Source organism: Synergistes jonesii (assembly GCF_000712295.1).
Classification (GTDB): Bacteria; Synergistota; Synergistia; order Synergistales; family Synergistaceae; genus Synergistes; species Synergistes jonesii.
The window spans coordinates 60126-77978 of sequence record NZ_JMKI01000051.1 but is presented as its reverse complement, the minus strand read 5'-3'; the positions used below and the strand labels follow the sequence as shown (position 1 = coordinate 77978).

Sequence of the window (17853 nt, the reverse complement as noted above, 5' to 3'; positions counted from 1 at the left end):
TTATCATGTCTGCACCTGACAGAAACCTGGCTCTTGAAATGGTTCGTGCGACCGAAGCCGCTGCTATGGCCGCCGGACGCTGGATGGGACGTGGGGATAAGAATGGAGTCGACGGAGCTGCAGTTAACGCGATGCGCTTTATTCTCAATACTGTCGAAATGGACGGCGTAGTCGTAATCGGTGAAGGAGAAAAAGACGAAGCGCCGATGCTTTTCAACGGTGAAAAGCTCGGCACCGGCGAGGAGCCGAAGGTCGATATAGCGGTCGACCCGATCGACGGCACGCGCCTTACGTCGCTCGGACTTCCGAACGCAGTCAGCGTAGTCGCCTTTGCGGAACGCGGAACCCTCTTCAACCCGCAGCACATATTCTACATGGATAAGATCGCCACCGGCCCTCTCGCGGCGCACGCGATCAACATCGAAGCCTCTCCGTCGGACAACATCAGGGCCGTCGCGCGCGCTCTGAGAAAGTCGGTCGAAGACGTGACGGTGATCGTCCTTGACAGGCCGCGCCACGCGGAGCTCATCAAGGAGATTCGCTCGATGCGCGCGCGCATCCGCCTCATACCGGACGGCGACGTCGCCGGAGCCCTTTCGACCTGTAAGCCGAACTCCGGCATCGACCTTCTGATGGGCGTCGGCGGTTCGCCCGAAGCGGTCATCACGGCCTGCGCGTTCAAATGCGTCGGCGGCAACATGCAGTGCAAACTCTGGCCGCGCAACGACGAAGAGCGCGAAAAATGCAAGGAAAAGGGGATGGACGTCAACAAGGTCCTCACGCTCAACGACCTCGTCAGCTGCGAAAACGTATTCTTCGCCGCGACCGGCGTCACAGACGGCGAATGGCTCAAAGGAGTCCGTTATTCGGGAGACGGAATCGAAACGTCGTCGCTCGTCATGCGCGCTAAGAGCGGAACGATGCGCTACATAAATGCGGTCCACAACGTGCAGAAGCTGGACGAGATAAGCGGCATCAAATACGGCGCCCCCTCCCTCGGCGGCTATTCCTGCCTATAATCCTGCGATTTAAATTTAAGATTTGAATCAAGCAAGCGGCGGACATCCAAATGCCCGCCGCTTGCCTGTTCACACGATATGCCGCTTTCTTTCTCGTGTTCGCGCTGATTTGCCGGGGTTTGCTTTATAGATCCGACTCATACTCATCTAATATTATGCCCTCGTTCTCGAGCTCATTAAGGACCGGCTCGTATATCTCCCGCGACGTAGGGGTATAAAGGCCGGGCGTTGATATTTTCCCTTCGAGTATAAATCTAACCGCGACTGCCGGAGGAACGCCGGTAGTCCTTGCGCAGGAGGTCCACTTGCCGGGGACGCCGTAATCGATCAGCACGGACTTGTACTCTTTTCTTCTCCCATCGGGGTATCTTGCCCGCACCGTGTCGTAGAGGATTACAATGTCACGCTCTTTTTCGGTAAAATTCAGTTTTTCCGCAAACAAGTGCGACACTACGTCGCGCGGAGAGCCGGCGTCAAAAGGAAGCGCCCTATCCTCAAAGAAGCCGAGCCATTCCATCCGCATGATGAAGGCCGACCATGGATTTAAATTAAAGCGCCTCATCATCGCTTCCTTTGCCTCTTTTCCCGGGAAACCGCATTGGCGCGAGGTAAAGTCGGCAAAAGTTAGCCCCTTTGTCTCCTTCTGAGATGTTTCGAAATAGCCGATCCGATTCATGTAAGAGATAGTCTCACACCAGCCAGGATAGCGCAGTGTGCCTCTGTATATGGACTTCGCCTCTGGAATGTTGTAGACGGCGGCATATACCGCGGCATCCGCATTTGCGTAGGCTTCAAAGGTGCCTAACCCATCAATGTCATATAAGAATGGATGTTCGTATGTTTCGCCGTTGGGCCAGACAATCTCTTCGCCGTTCTCTAGGATCTTTGCCGTGCGTTTGCTGGCCGCTATCAGCGTGGCCGGCGACCACGAGAGCTTATAGCCCCACGGATTCACATTGGAGTCCGGCGCCGGCAGCGCCCCACAGAGGGACCTAAACGATTCCACGGCGCCGCCGCGCGCGTGTATCTTATCTATCGTCCGCGCGGCAGCCATATGGTCTATTCCGGGATCAAGGCCGAGCTCGGCGATAACAATCAATCTACGTGCCTCTATCTCTTCCTGCATTGCGCGCAGTTCGTCCGAAAGATAGATCGGATGCACGACGTTGACGTTTTTCTCCATACATATATGTACAGCTTCCCTTAAGCATTCTGGAGGTAGAAAAATACTCACGACATCCGGCGCATATCTATCAATAATGGCTTCGACGTCGTTGGAGGCATCCATCCTTTCAACGGTAATTCTTTCCGAGAGTCCAGCGACACGAGCCAGGCTGTCAGACGAAATGTCGGCTGCGATCAGTTCACAGTCTCCTTTGCGTGTCAGATAATCTATGTACGGCCCGGCGATACGTCCAGCGCCGAACAACAGTACTTTTTTCATAAGGTATTCCTCCAATCAAAAAATAAGAAAAGGGAGCCCCTGTAGGTAGCCGCATACATACGTCAGCATCTGTTTTGAAAATCTTTTATTCGCTGGTCGAGTATGACGCCCCCCTCTATTATCAGCGATTTCTTCAGTATATCATCTGGCTCGTCTGTTATAAGTTCGTCGATATACCTTGAAACTATAACGGAAATACAGGCCGACGTCGTCTTATAGAAGAGAGAGGGCGTGTGGTCCACCGCATAGTGCATTACGCCGCCCTTGAAGAAATATGGCTCCTCTATCGTCGTCGGCACGGAGCTCTCTATCCCGCCATGCTTGTCGCAGCTTATGTCGACGATCATTGAGCCGTGCTTCATCTCTGGGAGGTCGCGTTCATAGATTATGTGGTCCTTACGCTTCGTGTCCCACAGTACGGCGTTTACGACAACGTCATACTGTTTAAAATCTTTTTTAAACAACGTCTCATCCTGGATATCGTATATCGTGACGTCGGCGCCGAGCTTGGTGAGTATTTTTATCGCGCCCTGCGCCACATTGCCCTTGCCGAGCACGGCGACTTTCGTCTCATATGGCATTCTGCCGTAACAAAGATAAGCATGCATGACGGCAGCCTCGCCGGCCATCTGGTTGTTGCGCCAAAACAAGTGACGCGTAAGCTCAAACATATCTTCCCACGCATAGGCCGTCAATTTGTTATCCACTATGGCATCCGTTATTTCACGGTTTTGTACGGCGTGGACCCAGCCAAAAATGATCTGTCCTTCGCGCAGCTCCGCAAGATATGCGGCGTCTCCAATCTTTGCGTCACATATAATATCTTTGTCGAGTATTTCTTTTCTTGACGCGACCTGAGCCCCGCTTTTTACGTATGCCTCGTCCGGTATGCCCAACACCTCCCCGTACCCCTCCTCTATGTATATCATTCCTGTATGTTTGATTCTTTTTAGATCCGTTGGAAGCAGGCTGCGGCGCTTTTCGTTTTCCTTATCGTTGATGGGGAAGCCAACCGTTTTTAAGCTGTTCATATCTCTCGTTCTCCTATCTTTATTTATGCATTTGCTTTTGACTGCCGCGTATTTTCTATAATGCGGAACAATCAGTCCGTATCCCGACCGACCGCGCCGCATAGCACATCATAGTGATAAAGTCAAAAACTGGCAGCTTAACTGCCTCACGTATGGCCTTAGAAAAGGGGGGCAGGTCCGTGCATTCTAGCACGAAGGCCCCTATCTCCGGATATTCTCGCACTGCCTTTACCGCCGTTGCTACAACCTCCTTTGCAACCAAATCCATGTCAAAAAATTCATCCGGACGGGTGAAAATTTTATTCCACTCAGGAGAATCCTCCATGCCGAAAATTTCCACCCTCATCTCCGGCGTTATACCCACGGCCCTGAGATGTTCCCCTTTTAACGCCCTTTTTTTCGCCGTGATCACGGCCGTTGACTTGCCGGGGGCGAGAAAGCTATTGACAAATGGGAGTTGCAGCAGGCTTGAGGTGAAAACGGGAACAGGCAGCGCGGCGGAAAGTTCGCGTTGAAATATAGCGTTGAAGCCGCAGCTTGTCGTAACGACCTCTATCCCTTCGCCTATAAGTTTTTTTGATTCCTCTATCATGTTTTTCAACACGTTTTCACTCGGATTTTCGAGCACCGTCTCTATATTGGTGCCCTTTATTCGGCAAAAACGTACCGGGAAAAAATAAGAGGCAGGATTGGTGCTGTTTCCCACAAGTGCTTCAAGCTGCATCAACCCTCGCGGGATCTGCCCCTCTTCCCAGCAGAGAATCGCTATTTTAGCGGAACATACGTTTTGCATAAATATACCCTCATATACTGCTTAAAGAAAAAATCACTTTTCTATTATGATATAACAATGATCTGCACGTATCTGCCTTGTCTATGTACCTGTTACAGCGCTATGCCTAATATTCCAAACAGTATAAGCGCTGCAGCCGCACAGCCAAGGGCATACGGAAGCTGTGTCGTTACGTGGTCCATGTGGTCGCATGCTGCGCCGAAAGACGATAAACATGTTGTGTCCGATACGGGAGAGCAATGGTCGCCGAAGAGGCCGCCCCCCATAATTGCCGACACTGTGGCAAAGACTATAGGAGTAAGTTGTCCGCCAGACAGATTCATAGCAATGGGGATTGAGAACGGAACAAGAATGGCATATGTTCCCCACGATGTACCGGTGAAAAACGAGATGCATGCGCCGGCAGCGAAAGTAAGCGCCGGTAGCAGAGCTGGCGTCATCCATGCCTTGGTCAGCTCCATTACATATTGCTGTGCGCCTAGATTCTTTGAGATGGTGTTGATGCAGTAGGCAAGCGCGAGTATGAGTATGGCCGGAAGGACGGCCTTGATGCCGGCGGTCGCCGTTTCCGTGTAGTCTCTGATGCTCTTAAAATAACCTCCGAAGGCCATCACTACGGACTGATACATGATGACGGCGAAGAAGGCCTCGAGAATTTTAACACTATGTAATGTGACAAACGTTCCGACCGCTATACTTATAAGGAGAAGGACGGGAATGATAAGGTAAACAAGGATATTTGCTCTTTTGCCGGGAATCTTTTCTATTTGATCGAGCTCAGGACCTGCCAAAGGTATGGCCCCGTCGCGTATGACCTTGCCCTCATTCTTCGCGCGCTCTTCGGCTTTTTTCATGGGACCGAAGTTTGGCAACACCTGGCAGGCGAAAAGGCCACAGACTACGACGGCTAGCCATCCATAGAAATTGTAAGGTATCGACGAAATAAATACCGACATACCAACCTCGGCCGAATCAATAGGTCCATGCCCCTTTAGAAGACCTGCCATATAAACGGCCCAACCGGAAAGCGGAACTAAGGTGCAGACAGGGCCACTTCCTGAGTCCAGAGTATATGCGAGCATCTCACGAGAGACTTTATGCGAGTCCGTTATCGGACGGCAAATCGGACCACAAAAGAGAGGGCTGAAATAGTCGCTGAAGAATATGAAAATTCCCAACAACCATCCTATGCCGGAAGCGGCGCGGCGGCTTTTGATCTTATAGCGCGCCGCCTCAGCGAACGCCGAGATGACGTCAGCTCTCATATAAAAAGCTATCATTATCCCAACCGCAACCTCTATCATCATGACCCAAATAAAATCAGCATTCCCCAACGCGGCTTGGAAAAGCTTCGACATGCCGGTAGCAGGATCGGATCCCGCAAGGCATACACCGATAATACAGCCGACAATTAAAGAAAATACGGCGTCTTTTGTTTTGAATGCAAGGAAAAGAGTGACAAACACTGGTATTAACGAAAAAATTCCTTTTGTCGCCATTGCTTCCATTTTAAAAGCTCCTTTCTGTTTAGGTATTTCTCATAGTTGGCACTGATAATATTGTTTGAAGAGTATCCATGCCGTTGGCGAAGACAGTTACCCCCTTTCGACAAATTGCAAAGTTGCGTATTTTATAGGTATTATTTATTGACTAATTCCATAAACTTTTCGATACCGATATTATCCAATCCTAGATGTGCCAGCTCTTGATCCGCGCGCTCCAACAGTTCTTCTTCAAGTATGACCGAAGCAATCCTGATGATGGCGTCCATAGTAGGCGTCTTGATGCCGACCATTTCTGCCAGGGCGCGCAATATTATCATGCTGTGCCCGACATCCTCGATCAAATACCTGCTCCGCAGCGTCTCCGGGGCGGCGATTCCCTTGAAGCCTCTGGCCACGTTATAACTATGGTCGTAATTTTCTTCATCCTGATAACCCTGCATGCAGCCCAAACGCGGATCTGGAATGACTTCGATACCTATAGCGCGGGCTATGGCTATCCTTTCGTCGTCGACGGCCTTCATAAGGCGCCCTACCGCCGGTGTTATACCCTCTTCATAAAACATGAAACCGCTTTTATCGCGCTCCGTGAGCGCAGCGTTCATAATCACGACTGCTGGATGGATTACGGGATTCCCATTTTGCAGGAAGGTATGCATAACATTTCGCGCAAGGCTCATATGGGGATATACCTCTTTTATCTGATCGAGAACTTTTTGTCCGCACGAGCCCGGTAGTCCAGCGAGAAAAAGTCCCCCTTTCAGTTTATTGAAAACCTGGATGTTCCCAGCACCGTCCGCGCGGACGGCGTATGGAAGAGTCGACGTCTCGGCGATGATATACTTTTGCGAGACAAGCTCTTCGTCCAACGTTTTCTTAAAAACTATCGCACCTCCGCATGAACCTGGGCAGACCACGACCATCTGCCTCTCTTCAATAAACGGTTTGCATGTCTCAGCGAAGGGAATTGTTGAATATGACGGGCCGACGACGAATATTATATCGGCGTCTTTCAAGGTGCATTCTGCGTCATGGCCGGCGCCGGCGATCCTCGCAAATCCTTTAAGCTCGCCGCTGGCACGGATCCCGCCTGCCTTTGCCACTGCTGAAATGTTTTGGGGAAACTGCGGCTGGTCGTAAAGATAGACGTCATGCCCATGCTGTGCAAAATCAAAGGCAACGGCGCATCCGCCATTACCGGAGCCCAAGACGGCGACTTTCATAGTAAAAACTCCCCCTTTGCTTTTTATAAACTCATTAATGTATTTTTAAATACATATTTTAATGAATACATTAATGAATTATTGCATAGCACATAATGTAGCATTAAATATAATTTATGTCAACTATAAAAATAAATAAATATATGTTACAATTTTAATGTCCTAATTCACGCGGTATTATAACAATCATAGGCAGGCAAAAGACCATGGATTAATATTTTTCTAATTTCAGTCTCTTGCTTTTCTCTTGATTTCACGTTGTATCCATAGTATGTATGAATGTATGTATGTATAATGTAGTTATCGTATCGTTAACATTAGAGATAATAAAAGAAACTGCATCCGCGCCATTTATACGGATATCGGAATTTTTTGAGGTGTGTAAAAGCGGCGCATAGGAAAAGCTGACGAGAACGGCGAGTTAGTCTCGTCAAAGCGGGCCGCGATTTGATATCTTCTTAATAACCGGGGATATGTCTGCTAAACGTCTATACTGTGGAAGGATTAGGCGGAACTCAATGGCGAAAGTTTGCCGGTTAAAAGACATGTTTTATAACGTATAGGAGAGACAACAGGTCAATTTTTTTCAATGCCCTGCGGCAGCAGGAGTTTTGTGTATGTAGTGTAAATATGCCGCTTCATCGCGCTGCGGGCCTTTTTGACATCTCTTTCCTTTATCGCGGCGATGATCTCTCGATGCTGAGCGGGTGTCTGGTGCTCTATAACAATATCTGATGGTTTGTAAAAACCGTCAAAGTAAAAAATATATACATTGGAGTGCCAAAACATGTTCTTTGCCCATTTTTCAATATATGGGTTATTGCAGAGCTTCGCTATTGAAAGGTGGAAGGCCTCGTTTATCTTGGCCCACCGTTCTTTATCTCCGGCATCCATTATGTATTTATCCTGCGCCACGATGCTTTCCAACGTCAGTATATCTTCTTCGGTCACATTCGCCGCCGCAAGTGCGGTTGCCTCGCCTTCGGCTACCTGACGCGCCGTGAATACGAGTTCAGCATCTTTTGGCGTGGGGATAGGAATGTAGCAGCCCTTTTTAGGCATTTTCTTCAGGAAGCCTTCGGCCACAAGGCGGCTTAAAGCACGGCTCACAGGGGTCCGGCTCATTTCCATTTGGGCTGCGATATCAAGCTCTAGTAAAAAATCTCCCGGATGATATACGCCAGAGAGTATTTCGTTGATAATCAGTCTGTATGCTCTTTCTTCGGCGTTTTCCATTAAATATTCACCTGCACTATCTTCTTAAGAAGTAGATATTATAAACTTCATCACAAGCATAAGATACCATATAAGATGTTACCTTGTGCGCAGCCTCAATTATAGAGGACATAGCTGTTCGCGGCAATTCTCACCTAAACATGCACTGTTCAAACATCAACAAAACCGCTAACTGGTCATCTCCGTCCTGACATTCACCCAAGCGACTAACAACAAATTCAGTAATGGGCGGTACTTTTCATTTGAGAAATCTGATTGCCAAGGTATTTGCAACAGCATGACGGCATGGACTGAATAAACAGAGAATTGGTGTTTGCGATATAACTTTAGGATAAATATATTGCCTGGTAGAAAATAATTAAATTAGGCGTGCTATCCTTCTTTCTGCGAGCGCAGCGTCGAGTAAAAGGCGGTGCCGAGGATTATAGCGCCTCCGATCAGCTCTCGGACGGAGGGGATTTCGCCCAGCAGCAGCGCCGCCGAAATGATCCCGTAGACGCTCTCAAGGCTTGCTATGATTCCGGCGGTCTGCGCGCGGACGTATTTCATCCCTCCGATAAAGAGCGAATGAGCCACTCCGGTAAAGAGTATGCCGAGCAGAACGAGCAGCCCCATGTCGCGAGCCGTCGCCGCAGGGCGGTAAAAGAGCAGTATCGGCGACAAAAAGAGCGCCGCCGCGCCCTGTTCGTAAAACGCGACGACGCTGCCACCGTAGTTTGACGCGAATTTTCTGTTCAGCAGGGACATAAAGGCGAATACCACGCTGGCCGCCAGGCCCCACAGGAGCCCTACGGTCATGTTGTTGCCGAGGTCGAAGGCCGGCACTATCAAGAGCACTCCGGCAAACATTATGAACGAGAACAAGACGTCTATCTTTTTCAGCTTTTCTCCGAACATCGCAGGTTCGATGAAGGTCACGAAGATCGGATAGGCGGCGAAGGTAAGCAACGCGATTGCGACCGTGGATATCTGCACCGAGGTGTAAAACGCCGTCCAGTGGAAAGCGAGCAGCGCGCCGACGAAAATTATCGCCGCGTAATCTTTCGCGCTTTTCAGCCTGACGTCGCGTTTTCTGACGAGGAAGAAGAGCCCCATGGAAAAGGACGCAAAGAAGACTCTGCCGAGAGTGATGTATCTCGCCGGCAGGTTTATAGATTTGCCGAATATCCCGGTCAGTCCGAAGAGCAGAACCGCCGCGTGAATCTGCAGCAGCCCGCCGAGCCTTTTGTCCATTGCGCGCCCCTCTTTAAAAAATCAGTTCGGCATAGAGCGCCTTACACACCGTCATTTTAAATGTTTGCCGGTGCTTTTGTAAATGCGGAAAAAGCGCAATTAGCCTTTAGATGCGATGGCGGCGCTGCGCCGTGCGCATTTTTGGGGATTTAACCGCCGGAGCGCCGCTCCCAATCCGTGCCGGCGGAGAATATCGGGTGAGGCTCTATCGCAAAGCGCCCGCTCGGCGGCGCCGGCGCGTAGCCGTAGCCGTCGTAGTAAGCGTAATTTTCAAAGAATAGGTCGAAGCCGTTTCTCGCGAGGGCGACGAAGGCGTCCTCGAAGGAATCGAAGCAGAGCTCGTCGAATATCACCGGCGTCTCTGTGGAGAAGTAGACGGCGGCCTTTCGGTCGTCGCCTTCCGTGGCGAAGGCCCACACTTCGTCGTCGCCCTCTAAGTTCCTGACCCACCAGCGGCAGCTTTCGGGACGCAGCTTCACTATATCGTAGGGCATGCCCTTTTCGGCCGCCCTGCCTTCTTCGCTCTCCGTCGCGCAGCAGAAAAAGTTGTAGCGCGAAGCGAGATACTTCCTGTTGAATTCTTCGATGACATGCAGCGCTTCCTGGGGCAGCAGTATCGGAAGCATCGAGACCCAGCGCTTGGAGACTCCGCCGTAAAACGCTTCGGCTATCGCCCCAGCAATGCAGGCCTGCGTGTCCGCATCTCCGCCCAGCGATACGGCGTTGCTGACTGCGTCTTCAAAATTTTCTGATTCGAGGAAGGCGATTATCGCTTCGGGGACGCTGCCCTGACACGTCGCGTCGAAGGAATATTTAGGACGTATCTCGTCGAGCGTACGGCCGAGGTCGTATTTGAACTCCTTCGAGATGTAATCCTTTATCTCATCCTTGCTTTTGCCGCCGCGCGCGAGGAATATCGCGGCGGCGACCGCCTGAGCGCCTCTTATCCCTTCCGGGTGGCTGTGGCTGGGAAGCGCGCTCTTCTTCGCCTCCGCGAGCACCTCGTCGAGCGTGTCGAAGGCCCAGGCGACCGGCGAAACGCGCATCGCCGAGCCGTTCCCGCAGCTGTCGCCTATCTCCTCGCCGTCGGAGAGGCACCAGCGGAAAAATTTCTGCCCGTAGCCGGCTTTCGGATACGCGCGTCCCCAGCTTTTGAACGCGGACGTATAGCCGCTTCCGTGCAGCAGCGCGTCCGCAGTCGCTATGGTCAGCACGCTGTCGTCGGTAAAGCGGCTTTTCTCGTTTATGAATTCGAATTTCTTTGATTTATGCGGCGTCCGTTCAAAGACCGAGCCCACGATGTCGCCAACAAGCGCGCCTAACATTTATCATCACTCGCTTAATTATTTAAGTTCAACGGCTATCATTATACTACAACCCTCGCCAGCGGCGCGCGTACCAATAAAAATGCGGTGCGTGCGTTTTTTTGAAAATTTTTCAGCTGGCGTTTGAGAAGTCGACAGTCGTCACCCAGATCATGTCGCCGTTCTTCATGAGCTCGCTGCGAAGCGCCTCGTCGGTCTCTCCGTCGATTTCCAGCGCTCCTAAGGCGAGCCCGCTGCCCTCCTTGCGCCCGAGCGCGAAGCTTGCAATGTTGACGTTCGCCGCGCCGAGCAGGCTCCCTATTTTGCCGATGACGCCTGGGCGGTCGTGATTCTGGAAGATCAGCAGCTTGCCGCTCGGCACGAAGTCAACCCAGTAGTCGTTGACGCGGACGACACGCTGGCGTCCCTCTTCAGTGATCGTGGCGAGCAGCGAGACGGGACCCTTTTCCGTTTCGAGCTCGACTTCGATCGTATTCTTATAGGTCTTTGAATCGCCGGAGCTCTCGTCGATCGAAATGTGCCTGTCCTTTGCGAGCAGCGGCGCGATCATGTAGGTCACGGAAGAGCCGATGCTTACCTCGAGCATGCCCTTGAGCAGAGCGATGGTGTATGGGCGCAGCTGGTTCGCCGCGAGCCTTTCGTCGTCCGCGAAGAGCGCGCCGCGCAGGGTCACGTGGCAGTTGTGCGCCGCCGCGCCGCGAATCTGCGCGAGCTTCGCGGCGAGCACCCCGAGTTTGCGCGCGAGCGACAGATACATGCGCTGGTCGGCGTTCAGGGCCTGCTCCATGAACGGCAGGTTCACCGCGTGCACGTACGGCTCGCCGCGGAGGACGAGAAGCATATTCTGCGCCGCGATGCGCGAGACCTCTGACTGCGCCTCCACCGTGTTTGCTCCGATATGGGGCGTTATCACTATCCTGTCCGCTATATCCTCCGCGAGGAAGGGGTGATCGTGGCTCAGCGGCTCCGACGCGTAGACGTCCGTCGCGAAGCCGGCGAGGCGGCCGTCGCGCACCGCCCTGGCGACGGCGGCTTCCTCCACGATCCCGCCGCGAGCGCAGTTGATAAGGTAAGCGCCCTGCTTGAAGGCGCGGAGCGTCTCCTCGTCGATCATATTAGTCGTCTCTTCTGTGAGCGGAGTGTGTATCGTGACGACGTCCGCGAGGGATATTGCACCCTCGAGGTCGTCTACGAGCTCAACGTGCAGAGAATCGGCCTTCTTCTGCGGAATGTACGGGTCGTATGCGATGACCTCCATGTCGAAGGCGTGCGCGCGCTTGGATATCTCGCTGCCGATTCGCCCGAGCCCAATGATAAGCAGACGCCTGTTACTGAGCTGACGGCCGAGGAATTTATTCCTCTCCCACTTGCCGCCGTGAAGCGACGCGCAGGCCTGCGGTACGCGGCGGATGACGGCGAGCATGTTCGCCATAGTGAGCTCCGCCGCGGCTAAGGTGTTGCCGCTCGGCGCGTTGATGACGATGATCCCGCGGCGGCTCGCGGCGGCGAGGTCTATATTGTCGACGCCGACGCCGGCGCGGCCGATGACCTTCAGCTTTCTGCCGGCTTCGATCTTCTTCTCGTCCATCGTCGTGCCGCTGCGCGTCAGTACGCCGTCGTAGTTCGGCATTATTTTTGTGAGCTCCTCTTCCGTGAGCCCTATCTTTATGTCAAGCTCGGCGTCGGGCGCGTTCCTGAAAATATCGAGCCCGGCCTCCCCGACCTTTTCGGTAACGAGTATTTTCCATTTGTTGCTATCCATGATCACAGCTCCCATCGTCCATTATGCGTGGTAATTTGCAGGCCGTTTTGGCAAATGCGCCCAAAATATTTTTCTCCGCCGTCCAGATCCCAGTCGCTATAAAACCCCCGTTTCAGAAAAATAAAAAGAGACCGAAGAAACCTCCGGTCTCGATAACGCAGCCTTTTGTCAGCGCTCTGAACTACTGCATCGCGGCTAAACGCTCCGAGACCTGCGGCACGACGAAATACATCCGCACGATGAAAGTCCGGAGGGAATCGAAGATATTGACCGTGATGCAAAAGCTGTGCGCACTGTTTTCGCTCTCCTCTGCCAAAACATTAACTTCGTTATCTTTATACGCCAAAGCGACGGCAGTGTCAATATTTTTGTTAGGCGCGTCCGCCGCCGGGCGCTCAAGTTTGACCTTGCTTAGCTCAATGTATATAATACTACGATGTGCAAAAGAAAAATCTTCATTTTAAGGAGAGAGATAGATGCCGTACGATTTTTCCGCCATAGAACCGAAGTGGCAGAAGAAGTGGGCCGACGCGAAGATTTTTGAAGCCGAACCCGACCCCAGCAAAGAAAAGTTTTATTGTCTCGAAATGTTTCCCTATCCCTCGGGCGCGCTGCATATGGGGCACTTGCGCAACTATTCGATAGGCGACCTCTTCGCGAGATTTCTGCGCATGCAGGGCAAGAACGTCCTTTATCCGATGGGATTCGACTCTTTCGGAATGCCGGCGGAAAATGCGGCGATAAAGAACAACACAGCTCCCTCCGACTGGACGTGGAGCAACATCGAACATATGACGCAGCAGCTGAAGCGCGCCGGTTACAGCTATGACTGGAGGCGCCGCGTCGAGACCTGCAACGTCAACTACTATAAATGGAATCAGTGGCTTTTCCTGCAGTTCTATAAGAAGGGGCTCGTCTACCGCAGGCACGCGCCGGTCAACTGGTGCGAGAAGTGCCAGACGGTGCTGGCCAACGAACAGGTGGTCGGTGAAGGCGTCTGCTGGCGCTGCGGCACTCCTGTGACGAAGCGCAACCTCGACCAGTGGTTCATACGCATCACGGATTACGCGCAGGAGCTCGTCGACTGCCTCGACGAATTGAAAGGCTGGCCGGAGCGCGTCGTGACGATGCAGCGCAACTGGATAGGGCGTTCGGAGGGCGTCCATTTCGAGATGGAGGTCGCCGATACCGATCTGAAGCTCGAAGCCTTCACGACGCGCATCGACACGATCTTCGGCGTCACCTTCGTCGCGCTCGCCGCGGAGCATCCCTGCGTGGAGAAATTCGCCGAAATGGCCGGCGGCGAAAAAGCGGAAGAGATGCGCGCCTTCGTGAAGAGAATGGCGTCGCGCAGCACTATAGAGCGCACGGCCGTCGGAGTCGATAAGGAAGGAATCGACACCGGCTTTTTCGCGATCAATCCGCTGACGGGAGAGAAGGCGCCTATTTGGATCGCCGACTACATCCTGATGGATTACGGCACCGGCGCGATCATGGGCGTCCCCGCCCACGATCAGCGCGATTTCGACTTCGCGCGCAAATATGACATACCGGTCGTCGCCGTCGTGCGTCCAGCCGACGGCCCAGCGCCGGACGGAGCCACAATGCCTTCGGCGGCGGCGGCCGACGGAGTGGCGTGCAATTCCGGCTTCCTCGACGGGCTGCCGACGGAGGAGGCGATCAAGAAGGCGGCCGACTGGTTCGAAGAGCACGGCAGGGGAAAGAGGGAAATACGCTTCCGTCTGCGCGATTGGCTGATATCGCGCCAGCGCTACTGGGGCACTCCGATACCGATGGTCTACTGCGACCGCTGTGGGATCGTTCCCGTGCCGGAGGATCAGCTGCCCGTGGAGCTGCCGCTCGACATAGAGATGCCGAAGAACGGCGGCAACCCGCTGGCGCTGCGCCCCGACTGGTACAACACGACCTGCCCTCTCTGCGGAGGGCCGGCGCGCCGCGAAACGGACACGATGGACACCTTCTTCTGCTCGTCGTGGTATTTCGACAGATACACGTCTCCCTGGTGCGACGACAAGCCTTTCGACAAGGAGGCGGCGAAGTATTGGATGACGGTAGACCAGTACATCGGCGGAATCGAACATGCGTGCCTGCACCTTATATACGCGAGATTCTTCACCAAGGTCCTCTCCGACCTCGGACTTCTGCCCTCCGACATGCGCGAGCCGTTCAAGCGCCTGCTGACCCAGGGCATGGTGATAAAGGATGGGGCGAAGATGTCCAAGTCTTTAGGCAACGTCGTCGACCCGGACGAGATAATCAAAAGATACGGTGCGGACACGGCGCGCCTCTTCATACTCTTCGCAGCGCCTCCTGAAAAGGACCTCGACTGGTCCGAAAGCGGCGTGGAGGGCGCGCATCGCTTCCTCGGACGCGTCTTCAGGCTCGTCGAGCAGAACGTAGAGGAGCTGAAAAAGGGCTCGGGACGGCGCGTGAAGATGAGCGATCTGAGCGCTCCGGCAGAACGCGACATGAAGCGCACAATCCACAGCACGCTCGACCGCGTGACGAAGGATATCCGCGACGAACGCCAGTTCAACACCGCGGTAGCCCGTCTGATGGAACTTGCGAACGCTCTACTCTCATTCGCTCCGAAGGACGACAAAGGCCGGGCCGTTAAGCGCGAGGGCGTCGAGACGCTGCTCTGCTGCCTGTCGCCATTCGCCCCTCATATAACGGAAGAGCTGTGGCAAATGCTCGGCAACGAAGATTTCCTCTCGACGCACAAATGGTTCGAGGTCGACGAAAGCGCGCTCGTAGCGGACAGCGCGACGGTCGTGCTTCAAATTAACGGCAAGGTCCGCGAGCAGTTCGAGGTCGCGGCGGGGCTCTCGAAGGAGGAGCTGCTCGCCGAAGTGATGGGACGCGAAGCGACTAAAAAACGCCTCGAGGGCAGGGAAATAGTCAAGACGATAGCCGTGCCGGGCAAGCTGGTGAACATAGTGGTGAAAGGCTGATGCCGGCTCTCCTGCTGATCGCCGCCTCGGGGACCGCTCAAAGGCGCCTTCTTGAGAAGAGCTGCGCCGATCTTGAAAAAAAAGGATACGCGGCCGCAGGAAAAGGGGAAGGAGGGGAGTGGAGCTCCCTTCTTTCCGACAACATGACCGGCGGCCTTTTTGATGAGAAGAGATATATAATTGTGGAAGCGGCGCCGCTTCTCGGCGCTTTTCCGGAGAAACTCTCCTTCATGGTAGCGCCCTCCGCTGCGGTGGTCCTCGTGCTCGTATACGAAAGCGACGTCAAATCGCAGCCGTCGAAGTTCATCCCCAAAGAAGTGCTGGCGAGGTGCCGCACCGTAAAGGCCGCGGAATTTCCTCGCTGGCCGCGCGAACGCCAGATGTGGGTAGCGGCGCTTGCAAAGGAGCTCGGCGTGAACGTCGCGCCGGAGGGGATCGCGATGATAGTCGAGCTGCTCGAGGACCCCGAGGAGATACGCGCACAGCTCAAAAGCCTCGGCCTGCTCAAAAAATTTTCGGCGGTAACGGCCGCCGACGTAGAGGAACTCTGTCTCGACGACGGCGGCAGGAATCTTCTGCGCCTGCTCGACGGCCTCTGCACCGGTGAAATAGCCGGCGTTCTTAAGAGCCTCGGCGCGATGTCGAAGGCGGAGGATCTGATACCGGCGCTCGTGCCCCTGCATAACCGCATGAGGCTCGCGTGGTATGCGGGACTCGGCCGCGACGCCGCGGCGTTCGCGAAGGCGCTCGGCGCCAAGGATTACGCTTGGCGCATGGCCGCGCAGGCCGACAGGAGATACGGGCATGCGGCGATGACGGAATTCATCTCGGATCTGATCAGAATAAATATAGAAGAAAGAAGCGGCGCCGGCGCCGGGTGGCGCGGGCTCGAAGCGGCTGTGATAAAGCTGATGGGTAAGGCGCCGGGGGCGCGCATATAAAAAACAAGCGGAACTCTTTTGAGCTCCGCATTTTTTATTTTGAGGATGTTCGCAGCCTACGCAGAGAGCGCTTTGATTTTCGCCGCCATGCTGGACTTGCGGCGCGCGACAGTGTTACGGTGAACGACGCCCTTGACTACCGCCTTGTCCAATACGCCCTGAGCGTCATTCATTCTCTTATTAGCGAGCTCCACGTCCTTGCTCTCCACCGCTTCCAGGAACTTCTTCACTGCGTTTTTGCAGCGGGTCTTCCAGAAACGGTTGTAAATGCGGTTTCTCTCAGCGACCAGGACTCGTTTCTTTGCTGATTTCTTGTTTGGCAATGCCGTCACCTCCTTCACAAAGACAGCGACCATCTTAGCACATATACGCGCCCTTGCGCAATACCTTAAAAATTTTCCTGGCCGAAAAAGTAAGATTTTCTTGCGGCAACGCAAACTCTATGCTATATTTAACAGGTTGTTTGAGAGCTAATTATTCTGAAAAGAATTTTTGATAGTTTGATAACGATGAAAGACGCAGGAGGTGTAGTTTCATGAAACGGACATTTCAACCGCACAACGTAAGACGCAAGCGCGCGATGGGCTTCCTTGAACGTTCCGCATCCCCCAGCGGGCGCCGCATTCTCAGAAATCGTCGCCGTAAGGGCAGGGCGCGTCTCGCCGTCTGATTTGCTGTGGATTTTGGCTTCCCTGCCGCAAAGAGGCTCAAAAGAGGGTGGCAGTTTGACCTTGTATTCCGCACCGGGCGCCGAGAAACCGGCGCGTTGGTGCGATTGTCGTTTTTGACGGACAGGGGAAACTCGGCTCTCGCCGGAGTCACGGTGGGGAAGAAAATTGCGCGCGCCGTCAAGAGGACGAGGGGGCGCCGCGTTATGCGCGAAGCTCTGCGCAGGCTTCTGCCGTGGGTTAAGGACGGCGTATGGATCGTGGCGTCGCTGCGCGAAAACGCGCTCGACGCGAAGGCGGACGATATCTATGAGGATGTCGCAAAATCGCTCAAGCGCCGCGGGCTTTTGACGAAGGAATGGAAAAACCGAGGCTGGACCGTCGATTCAAAAGACGGCGGAAAATGCGTATAGTAACGTTTTGTATGCTCTTTTGCATAAAGGCGTATCGGTCGATCCTCTCCCCGCACCTCGGCATGGCGAAGTGCAGATTTTATCCCTCATGCTCGGAGTACGCGGCCGAGGCGATCTCCAAATACGGGCCTCTGATAGGATTGAGGCTATCGGCCGCTCGGATTGTAAAGTGCGGGCCGTGGCACGAGGGCGGCTTCGACCCTGTGCCGGGACGCGACGAGATTGCGGCAATGTTCGGCAGGAAATATCTCACTAAAAATCGAAGCGGACTTCGAAAGGTTAGGTGAA

The 17853-nt window shown here is 53.7% G+C and carries 16 protein-coding genes; 6 read left to right on the top strand and 10 right to left on the bottom strand.

The features are described 5' to 3' along the window. Positions 1-5: 5 nt before the first annotated feature. The gene (gene glpX / locus EH55_RS11950) at positions 6-1019 is read left to right on the top strand and encodes a class II fructose-bisphosphatase (protein ID WP_037978182.1); all 1014 of its coding nucleotides are present in this window, start codon (positions 6-8) and stop codon (positions 1017-1019) included. A gap of 124 nt (positions 1020-1143) precedes the next feature. Here the strand turns inward: glpX and EH55_RS11945 are convergent, their stop codons facing one another. The 9 genes from EH55_RS11945 to serA form a co-directional block, all read right to left on the bottom strand. Continuing rightward, complete coding sequence (locus EH55_RS11945; protein WP_037978179.1) at positions 1144-2463, bottom strand: saccharopine dehydrogenase C-terminal domain-containing protein; 1320 nt, start codon at positions 2461-2463, stop codon at positions 1144-1146. 62 nt (positions 2464-2525) lie between these two features. Then, positions 2526-3494, bottom strand: a complete 969-nt coding sequence (locus tag EH55_RS11940; RefSeq protein ID WP_037978177.1) for a N(5)-(carboxyethyl)ornithine synthase — start codon at positions 3492-3494, stop codon at positions 2526-2528. A gap of 55 nt (positions 3495-3549) precedes the next feature. Continuing rightward, complete coding sequence (locus EH55_RS11935) at positions 3550-4287, bottom strand: aspartate/glutamate racemase family protein (protein ID WP_037978176.1); 738 nt, start codon at positions 4285-4287, stop codon at positions 3550-3552. Positions 4288-4379: 92 nt separating this feature from the next. Next, on the bottom strand, positions 4380-5795 hold the full coding sequence (locus tag EH55_RS11930) for a Na+/H+ antiporter NhaC family protein (RefSeq protein ID WP_037978175.1): 1416 nt from the start codon (positions 5793-5795) through the stop codon (positions 4380-4382). Positions 5796-5926: 131 nt separating this feature from the next. After that, positions 5927-7012, bottom strand: coding sequence for an NAD/NADP-dependent octopine/nopaline dehydrogenase family protein (locus EH55_RS11925; protein ID WP_037978173.1), 1086 nt, complete (start codon positions 7010-7012; stop codon positions 5927-5929). Positions 7013-7588: 576 nt separating this feature from the next. Continuing rightward, a complete protein-coding gene (locus EH55_RS11920; protein WP_037978172.1) occupies positions 7589-8248 on the bottom strand; it encodes a GntR family transcriptional regulator in 660 nt (219 codons plus the stop codon). Positions 8249-8620: 372 nt separating this feature from the next. Further along, the gene (locus tag EH55_RS11915; RefSeq protein WP_037978171.1) at positions 8621-9481 is read right to left on the bottom strand and encodes a DMT family transporter; all 861 of its coding nucleotides are present in this window, start codon (positions 9479-9481) and stop codon (positions 8621-8623) included. A gap of 149 nt (positions 9482-9630) precedes the next feature. Continuing rightward, positions 9631-10806: an ADP-ribosylglycohydrolase family protein gene (locus EH55_RS14000; protein ID WP_070110186.1), complete on the bottom strand. Its 1176-nt coding sequence runs from the start codon at positions 10804-10806 to the stop codon at positions 9631-9633. Positions 10807-10918: 112 nt separating this feature from the next. Continuing rightward, entirely contained in the window at positions 10919-12568 is a 1650-nt protein-coding gene (gene serA, locus EH55_RS11905) for a phosphoglycerate dehydrogenase (protein ID WP_037978170.1), read from the bottom strand. A 476-nt stretch (positions 12569-13044) separates the two neighbouring features. Here serA and leuS point away from each other — a divergent pair, with 476 nt between their 5' ends. Continuing rightward, a complete protein-coding gene (gene leuS / locus EH55_RS11900; RefSeq protein WP_037978169.1) occupies positions 13045-15543 on the top strand; it encodes a leucine--tRNA ligase in 2499 nt (832 codons plus the stop codon). After that, the gene (gene holA, locus EH55_RS11895; protein ID WP_037978167.1) at positions 15543-16484 is read left to right on the top strand and encodes a DNA polymerase III subunit delta; all 942 of its coding nucleotides are present in this window, start codon (positions 15543-15545) and stop codon (positions 16482-16484) included. The genes leuS and holA overlap by 1 nt, the downstream gene beginning before the upstream one ends. 56 nt (positions 16485-16540) lie before the next feature. Here the strand turns inward: holA and rpsT are convergent, their stop codons facing one another. Continuing rightward, positions 16541-16807, bottom strand: a complete 267-nt coding sequence (gene rpsT / locus EH55_RS11890; protein ID WP_037978166.1) for a 30S ribosomal protein S20 — start codon at positions 16805-16807, stop codon at positions 16541-16543. Positions 16808-17019: 212 nt separating this feature from the next. Here rpsT and rpmH point away from each other — a divergent pair, with 212 nt between their 5' ends. The 3 genes from rpmH to yidD are packed head-to-tail and all read left to right on the top strand — an operon-like array spanning position 17020 to position 17852. After that, positions 17020-17154: a 50S ribosomal protein L34 gene (rpmH, locus tag EH55_RS13995; protein ID WP_081839579.1), complete on the top strand. Its 135-nt coding sequence runs from the start codon at positions 17020-17022 to the stop codon at positions 17152-17154. Positions 17155-17160: 6 nt separating this feature from the next. Beyond that, the gene (rnpA, locus tag EH55_RS11885; protein WP_037978165.1) at positions 17161-17565 is read left to right on the top strand and encodes a ribonuclease P protein component; all 405 of its coding nucleotides are present in this window, start codon (positions 17161-17163) and stop codon (positions 17563-17565) included. Next, positions 17556-17852: a membrane protein insertion efficiency factor YidD gene (yidD, locus tag EH55_RS13990; RefSeq protein WP_070110184.1), complete on the top strand. Its 297-nt coding sequence runs from the start codon at positions 17556-17558 to the stop codon at positions 17850-17852. The genes rnpA and yidD overlap by 10 nt, the downstream gene beginning before the upstream one ends. Position 17853: the final 1 nt, after the last annotated feature.

Coding starts and splice junctions, on each gene's coding strand:
- leuS (WP_037978169.1), top strand. CDS start 13,045: ATGCCGTACGATTTTTCCGCCATAGAACCGAAGTGGCAGAAGAAGTGG.
- EH55_RS11945 (WP_037978179.1), bottom strand. CDS start 2,463: ATGAAAAAAGTACTGTTGTTCGGCGCTGGACGTATCGCCGGGCCGTAC.
- EH55_RS11930 (WP_037978175.1), bottom strand. CDS start 5,795: ATGGAAGCAATGGCGACAAAAGGAATTTTTTCGTTAATACCAGTGTTT.
- rpmH (WP_081839579.1), top strand. CDS start 17,020: ATGAAACGGACATTTCAACCGCACAACGTAAGACGCAAGCGCGCGATG.
- EH55_RS11915 (WP_037978171.1), bottom strand. CDS start 9,481: ATGGACAAAAGGCTCGGCGGGCTGCTGCAGATTCACGCGGCGGTTCTG.
- EH55_RS11940 (WP_037978177.1), bottom strand. CDS start 3,494: ATGAACAGCTTAAAAACGGTTGGCTTCCCCATCAACGATAAGGAAAAC.
- EH55_RS11920 (WP_037978172.1), bottom strand. CDS start 8,248: ATGGAAAACGCCGAAGAAAGAGCATACAGACTGATTATCAACGAAATA.
- yidD (WP_070110184.1), top strand. CDS start 17,556: ATGCGTATAGTAACGTTTTGTATGCTCTTTTGCATAAAGGCGTATCGG.
- EH55_RS11935 (WP_037978176.1), bottom strand. CDS start 4,287: ATGCAAAACGTATGTTCCGCTAAAATAGCGATTCTCTGCTGGGAAGAG.
- EH55_RS14000 (WP_070110186.1), bottom strand. CDS start 10,806: ATGTTAGGCGCGCTTGTTGGCGACATCGTGGGCTCGGTCTTTGAACGG.
- holA (WP_037978167.1), top strand. CDS start 15,543: ATGCCGGCTCTCCTGCTGATCGCCGCCTCGGGGACCGCTCAAAGGCGC.
- serA (WP_037978170.1), bottom strand. CDS start 12,568: ATGGATAGCAACAAATGGAAAATACTCGTTACCGAAAAGGTCGGGGAG.
- EH55_RS11925 (WP_037978173.1), bottom strand. CDS start 7,012: ATGAAAGTCGCCGTCTTGGGCTCCGGTAATGGCGGATGCGCCGTTGCC.
- glpX (WP_037978182.1), top strand. CDS start 6: ATGTCTGCACCTGACAGAAACCTGGCTCTTGAAATGGTTCGTGCGACC.